General features: G+C 73.7%; 7 protein-coding genes. 5 read left to right on the top strand and 2 right to left on the bottom strand.

Annotated features, from left to right (window positions below; translation table 11 throughout):
- Both E1295_RS46530 and E1295_RS46525 read right to left on the bottom strand, forming a co-directional pair.
- The coding region (locus E1295_RS46530) for an LLM class flavin-dependent oxidoreductase (RefSeq protein WP_132641576.1) at positions 1-984 on the bottom strand (984 nt) is incomplete at its 3' end.
- A gap of 136 nt (positions 985-1,120) precedes the next feature.
- A complete protein-coding gene (locus tag E1295_RS46525; protein WP_132641574.1) occupies positions 1,121-1,981 on the bottom strand; it encodes an alpha/beta fold hydrolase in 861 nt (286 codons plus the stop codon).
- Between the two features lie 138 nt (positions 1,982-2,119).
- Between E1295_RS46525 and E1295_RS46520 the strand changes: the two genes are divergently transcribed.
- The 5 genes from E1295_RS46520 to E1295_RS46500 form a co-directional block, all read left to right on the top strand.
- Positions 2,120-2,611 carry a hypothetical protein gene (locus tag E1295_RS46520; protein WP_132641572.1) on the top strand — a complete coding sequence of 164 codons (492 nt, stop codon included), beginning with the start codon at positions 2,120-2,122 and terminating at the stop codon, positions 2,609-2,611.
- A 365-nt stretch (positions 2,612-2,976) separates the two neighbouring features.
- Positions 2,977-3,969 (top strand): small ribosomal subunit Rsm22 family protein, encoded by a 993-nt coding sequence (locus E1295_RS46515; protein ID WP_246081221.1) that lies wholly within the window; start codon positions 2,977-2,979, stop codon positions 3,967-3,969.
- Between the two features lie 167 nt (positions 3,970-4,136).
- On the top strand, positions 4,137-4,856 hold the full coding sequence (gene uppS / locus E1295_RS46510) for a polyprenyl diphosphate synthase (protein WP_132641578.1): 720 nt from the start codon (positions 4,137-4,139) through the stop codon (positions 4,854-4,856).
- 42 nt (positions 4,857-4,898) lie between these two features.
- Positions 4,899-5,672 (top strand): GNAT family N-acetyltransferase, encoded by a 774-nt coding sequence (locus E1295_RS46505; protein WP_132641568.1) that lies wholly within the window; start codon positions 4,899-4,901, stop codon positions 5,670-5,672.
- A 43-nt stretch (positions 5,673-5,715) separates the two neighbouring features.
- Positions 5,716-6,459 (top strand): pentapeptide repeat-containing protein (locus E1295_RS46500; protein WP_132641566.1); only part of this gene is annotated, 744 nt, incomplete at its 3' end.

The following is a 6,459-nucleotide window of genomic DNA, read 5'->3' as shown; positions in this document are numbered from 1 at the left end:
GGGCGCGGTGGGGCGGGTGCTCTCGTCCCAGACGCGGACGTCGGTGAGCCGTACGCCGTCGTCGGGGGTGGGAGTGACGGGCAACGACGTGCCCGGCGAGTCGGCGGCGGCGCGGTCGTCGCCGGGCCGGACGGTGGTGCGTTCCGCGGCGACGAGTTCGCGGACGGCGGGGACGGTCTCCGCGGCGAAGCGCCGGATCAGGCCGGGGTCGCCGGTGAGGAGGAGGAAGACGCTGACGCCGTGGGTGAGGGCGAGCTCGGCGAGCTGGGCGGGAGGAAGCTCCTCTGCGAGGTTGAGCAGGCGGCGGATGTCGCGGGGCGAGCGGCCCGCCTCCTCGGCGGCCTCGTCGATGACGGCGTTGCCTTCGCCGATCTCGGCGATGCTCCGAAGATGGGGCAGTGAGGGCAGCCAGCCGTCGGCGAGCCGGCCGGTGAGGCGGAGCATGCGCGGTTTGTACGCGCCGAGCCAGATCCCGATGTCGTGAGCCGGACTCGGCCCTCGTCGCAGCCCTTCGACCTGGTGGTGCCGGCCGTCGAAGGTGAGGCGGCCGGGGGCGCCGGTGTCCCAGGCCGCGCGGATGATCCGGATGCCTTCCTCCAGCGCGTCCACGGCCTGGCCGGGAGGCAGGCCGGGCACCCCCATGGACGCGATGGCGTCCTGGCGTCCGCCGCTGCCGAGGGCGAGCTCGAAGCGCCCGTGGCTGAGCAGGTCGAGGCTGGCGGCGGCCTGGGCGAGCATGGCGGGCGGCCGCAGCGGCAGCGGGTGCACGTTGCCGGCCAGGCGGATGGTGCCGGTGGCGGCGGCCACGTACGAGAGCAGTGTCCAGGTGTCGAGAAGGGCCGGCTGGTAGGGGTGGTCCTGGAAGGTGACCAGGTCGAGCCCGGCCTGTTCGGCCAGCCGGGCGGCGGCCACGACGGCGTCCGCGCGCTGGGCGTGCGGCACGATGTTGGCGCCGAAGAGCAGGTCGTGACCGTAGTCGGGCATGAGGTGGGCTCCCGTGACCTTGTGGTGGGCTTCGCGACACGTGTGGCGACGAAGCAATTAGTACGAAATGCCCGACTTCTGTCAATCAGGGTCGTGCCGAGGTTCTGACGAGACGGCTCATACGGATGCACGGCCGTCAGGGGAAGACCTCGGAGAGGAACGTCACCAGCGCCGCGCTCACCTCCGCGGACCGCTCCAGCGGGGGCAGATGACCCGTGTCCGGCAGGTCGAGCCGGCGGGCGCCCGGGATGCCCGCGGCGAGCAGGCCGGACACCTTCTGGATGCCGGGCACGTCCGCCAGGCCGTTGATCACCAGGGTCGGCGCGGCGATCTCGGACAGGCGGGTGGCCGCCGGCGGGTCGAGCAGGCGTTCGGCCGGCCGGGGGCCGGACCACGAGCGTTCGAACACCAGCCGGCACATCTCCACCGCCGCCGCCCACACCTCGCCGGACAGGGCGTCGCGGCCACGGTCAGGGCCGGCGACCTGCCACAGCGTGTGGGCCTCGGCCATCGCACGCACGTCGGCGGGATCGACGCGATCCGCGGTGCCGGCGCGGTAGCGGGCCAGCCGGTCGGCCGGCACCGAGCTGTGCACGCGCTCGCGGGCCTGGTCGAGCATCTCCTGCGGCCACTGGTGACCGGCCAGGCCCGAGCCGATCAGGACGAGCCCGGCGACCCGCGAAGGGGCGGTGAGCGCGGCCTCCACGGCGTACGCGCCACCCATCGAGGAGCCGATCAGGGCCGCTCGCTCGATCCGCAGGGCGTCCATGACGGCGAGCAGGTCCTCGTGGTGGCAGACCTCGCCGTCGGCGTCGCCGGACCGGCCGTGACCGCGCAGGTCGTAACGGACCACACGGTGGCGCCGCGCCAGCGCCGCGAACTGGTGGTCCCACATGCGCATGTCGGCCACCGCCGCATGCAGCAGCACCACGGTGCCCGCGGGCTGCTCGGGACCGGCTTCCTCCCAGGAGATCGCGACGTCGCGAGCCTTCACCATGCGGTGGACACTAACGCGGGACGGTGCGGGGGAACGCCGCCGTTCGCCACCGGCGCAGCGGGGAACGGCTCCGCAGGGGGAGGATCATCCCCCTGACGGGGGAGCTCCGGCGGCGGCCCCGTCGGCAGAGTCGATGCCATGAGAATCGTGATGGCGGGTATCGCATGGACCGGCTTGTACGTGGCGTCGAAGGTCGTCTACGCCCTGGAGGGCAGGCTGGGCGTCACCGGCGGGCCGCAGGTGTCCCCGGACAGCTACGCCGCGTACGGGCCTGGCGAGGTGGCGCTGGCCCAGTGGGGCAACGTGGCGTCCGGGGTGGTGATCATGGCGATCCTGCTGGCGGGACGGATCCGGTTCACGAGGCGCCTGCCGTACCTGGTGGTGCTGGGGCTGCACGGGGTGTGCACGGCGGTCGCCGCCGTGGGGGCGGTGGGGATGACGGGCGGCGCGCTGCTGACCGGCCGCGGAGGCGCGGTCTTCGGCGCCTACTGCGCCGTCTGGGCGGTGCTGCTGTTCCTGGCCACACGTGACGTACGCCGCAGGCAGCACACGCGGCCGGAGCAGCGGGCGAAAAGCAGTGGCCGCGCCCCCGCCCCTCATCGGAGAATCGCAGGCGTCCAGGAACGGTGACACCGGATGGAGAGGGGTCCGTATGCGCACCTGTGAGGTCATCGCCACCGCTTCGAGGCGAGGGCACGAGACACCTCACTGAGCGGGGCCCCGCTCATCGCGCCGCCGCGCCGGCGATGCGATGCGCATCCCCTGCCGGCACGAGGCCGCCGGATCCTGTCCGGCGCCTGAGGCTCCTCGCCTGGAGCGGTCGCACGCGCACACGACCGTTTTCCTCCCGTCCGAGGAGCTCTTTTGCCTGCCCTCAGCTCCGCGCGTCCCGGCGCGGATTTCAGCCGTCCCTGCGACGGCGTCCCCGTCATCCATCCGGCCTTCTTCCCGCTCGCCACCGGCCCGGCCCTCGCATCCGCCGGGGTGGGGGAGCGGTGAGCGGGGCCCTGCTTCCCCGTGAGCTCAGAGCCGGGCTCGACCGGGAACTCGCCCGCTACCCGGCGCGTGACCTGGCGGAGGCGGCGGCGCGGCTCAGCGAGCGTTACCGCGCGGGCGCCGGAGGCGTGCACCTGCGCGGCGAGACCGACGTCGCCGCCTACGCCGCCGTGCGCATGCCCGCCACCTACGCCGCCACCGCCGCCGCACTGCACCGGGCGGCGGTGCCCGGTTTCCTGCCCCGCAGGCATCTCGACGTCGGCGGCGGCACCGGGGCGGCGATCTGGGCGGCGGCCGGCGCCTGGCCGTCCATCAAGGAGGTCACCGTCGTCGAACGCGACCCCCATGCCATCGACCTCGGCCGCCGCCTGGCCCGCGCCTCGCCGGCCCTCCGCGGGACCACGTGGCGGCGGGCGTCCGCCGGCCCCGGTCTCGACCGGCCCGCGGCCGACCTGGTCACCATGGCGTACGCCCTGGGCGAGCTCCCCCCGGAGCAGCGCCCGGCGGCCCTGCGCTGGCTGGCCGCGGACGCCGCCATGGTGGTCATCGTCGAGCCCGGCACCCCGGCCGGCTACGCCACCATCGCCGCGGCGCGGGAGGTCCTGGCGGCGCACGGCCTGAGCATCGTCGCCCCCTGCCCTCACGACGGCCCCTGTCCGATCCGCCAGGGCGAGGACTGGTGCCATTTCTCGGTACGTCTGCCCAGGAGCGCCCTGCACCGCAGGGTCAAGGCGGGCACTCTCGGCTTCGAGGACGAGAGGTTCTCCTACGTGGCCGCCACGACGATGAGGTGGCCGAGGGCCGGCGCCAGGGTCCTGCGGCACCCGGGAAGGCGCAAGGGCATGGTGTCCCTGCGGGTGTGCACGGACGAGGAGTCGGTACGCGACGTGACGGTGTCCAGACGGCAGGGAGAGCTCTACCGGCTGGCCAGGGACACCGGCTGGGGCGACGCCTGGCCGCGTACCGGTGAGGAAGGGGACGAGCCGCCCTGAAGCGGCGCTCGGGGCGAAACTGGCGTTCACGGAGCAGTGAGAGACGGGTAGCGGTCGGCAATATCAGGAAAGATCCGGTACCAGTCGGCCAGGCACGCCATGCTGGTGGGGTGCAGACGACTGACCTCCTTCACGCCTTTTACGCCCGGCGCCTGCGCCGGCAGGTCATGGCGGGCCCCCTTCCCGGCCACGTCGGCCTCATCATGGACGGCAACCGGCGCTGGGCCAAACAGAAGGGCCTGGCGCACCCGGGCCTCGGCCACAAAGCCGGCGCCGAGCACATCGCCGACGTCCTGTCGTGGTGCGAGGGACTGGGCATCAAGCATCTGACCGTGTTCCTCTGCTCGACAGAGAACCTCCAGCGCCGCGGCGACGAGGAGGTGACGTCGCTCCTGGGCGTGATCGAGCGCATGGTCGCCGACCGGCTCGACCGGCCCGACGCCCGCTGGCAGGTCCACGTCGCCGGGATGCTCGACATGCTGCCCGACACCACGGCCCGCACGCTCAAGAGCGCCGTCGAGGCGACCCGTACGTGCGCCACCGGCTTCCACCTCACCCTGGCCATCGGGTACGGCGGCCGCCAGGAGGTCGTCGACGCCCTGCGCGAGCTGCTGTACGAGCGGGCCGAGTCGGGGCAGTCCATGGTGGAGCTGGCCTCGACGCTGACCGTCGACGACATCACCCCGCACCTGTACACCGCCGGGCAGCCCGACCCCGACCTGGTCATCCGCACCAGCGGTGAGCAGCGGCTGTCGAACTTCCTGCTCTGGCAGTCGGCCTACTCCGAACTGTACTTCTGCGAGGCGTACTGGCCGGCCTTCCGCGAGATCGACTTCCTGCGCGCGCTGCGGAGCTTCGCGGCGCGGCAGCGGCGCTACGGCGGCTGAAACCCGGTTGCCCGGTGCGCGCCGGACTGCTGAGCTGTCCGGATGGATCCTGACGAGGTGCTGACCCTGTTCGACCGGCGGCTGCGGCAGGAGGCCCGCCCCGACGGGCCGGGGCGGCGGATCGAGCGGGCGGGCGGTGTGGTGCGCCAGACCGGCCCCTCGCACGGCTGGAACGGCGTGTTGTGGTCGGACCTCGACGAGGAGGGCGCCGACGCGGCGATCGCCGGGCAGGTGCGGCACTTCGGGGCGCTGGGGCTGGCGTTCGAGTGGAAGCTGTACGCCCACGACCGCCCCGCCGACCTCGGCGACCGGCTGCTGGCCGCCGGGTTCACCGCCGGGCCCGAGGAGACGGTCATGGTGGCCGAGGCCGCCACGATCGCGGCAGCGCCGCTCGCCCTGCCGGAGGGCGTCCGCCTGGCCCCGGTGACCACAGCCGACGGCGTGGACCTCATGGCCGGCGTCCACGAGCGCGCGTTCGGCACGGACGACGGCGACCCTCTCAGACGGCACCTCCTCGACGGGCTCGCGGACGGCACGCTCAACGCCGTGCTCGCCCTGGCCGGCGACGTGCCCGTCAGCGCGGCGCGGATGGACCTGTACCCCGGCACCGGCTTCGCCGGCCTGTGGGGCGGCGGCACCGTCCCCGGCCGGCGCGGGCGGGGCCTCTACCGCGCGCTGGTCGCCTGGCGGGCCAGGGAAGCGGTCGCGCGCGGCTACTCCTACCTGCAGGTGGACGCGTCCAGCCAGAGCCGGCCCATCCTGGAGCGGCTCGGGTTCACGCCGCTCACCACGACGACGCCGTACACACATAGTTGAATAAGCTGAAGGGTCACGTTTCGTCACCCGCGAGGAGCAGCAGTTGCCCGGAACGAACCCGCGCGAGCTCGGCCTGCTGGCCGACTGCGAGAGCTGCTTCGGGCTGTGCTGCGTGGCGCTGCCGTTCTCGGCCTCGGCGGACTTCGCGGCCGACAAGGACGCCGGGCAGCCCTGCCGCCACCTGCGCGACGACTTCCGCTGCTCCATCCATGACCGGCTCAGGCAGAGCGGCTTCGCGGGGTGCACGGTCTTCGACTGCTTCGGCGCGGGGCAGAAGGTCTCGCAGGTCACGTTCGAGGGCAGGAGCTGGCGGGAGGCGCCGGAGACGGCCCGGCAGATGTACACCGTGTTCCCGGTCATGCGGCAGTTGCACGAGCTGCTGTGGTATCTGGCGGAGGGGCTGGCGCTCGACACCGTCCGGCCCCTGCACGCGGAGCTGGCCCAGGCCCTCGCCGAGACCGAGCGCCTCACCCTGCTGGACGCCGGCGAGCTGGCCGGGCTCGACGTGGAGGCGGAGCGGGCGCGCGTCAACACGCTGCTGCTGAAGGTCAGCGAGCTGGTCAGGGGCGGGCGGGGCGGCAAGGACCGCAGGGGAGCCGACCTGATCGGGGCCCGTCTGGCCGGGGCCGACCTGCGCGCGGCCGGCCTGCGCGGCGCCTACCTCATCGGGGCCGACCTGAGGGGCGCCGATCTGCGCGAGGCCGACCTCATCGGGGCGGACCTGCGCGGGGCCGACCTGTCGGGCGCCGACCTCACCGGCGCGTTGTTCCTCACCCAGCCCCAGCTC

The sequence above is a fragment of the Nonomuraea mesophila genome (genome assembly GCF_004352805.1).
GTDB classification, from domain to species: Bacteria; Actinomycetota; Actinomycetes; order Streptosporangiales; family Streptosporangiaceae; genus Nonomuraea; species Nonomuraea longispora.
The sequence above is the reverse complement of the archived record's forward strand: the minus strand, read 5'-3'. Positions and strand labels throughout refer to the sequence as shown.

Coding starts and splice junctions, on each gene's coding strand:
- uppS (WP_132641578.1), top strand. CDS start 4,137: ATGGCGGGCCCCCTTCCCGGCCACGTCGGCCTCATCATGGACGGCAAC.
- E1295_RS46520 (WP_132641572.1), top strand. CDS start 2,120: ATGAGAATCGTGATGGCGGGTATCGCATGGACCGGCTTGTACGTGGCG.
- E1295_RS46505 (WP_132641568.1), top strand. CDS start 4,899: ATGGATCCTGACGAGGTGCTGACCCTGTTCGACCGGCGGCTGCGGCAG.
- E1295_RS46525 (WP_132641574.1), bottom strand. CDS start 1,981: ATGGTGAAGGCTCGCGACGTCGCGATCTCCTGGGAGGAAGCCGGTCCC.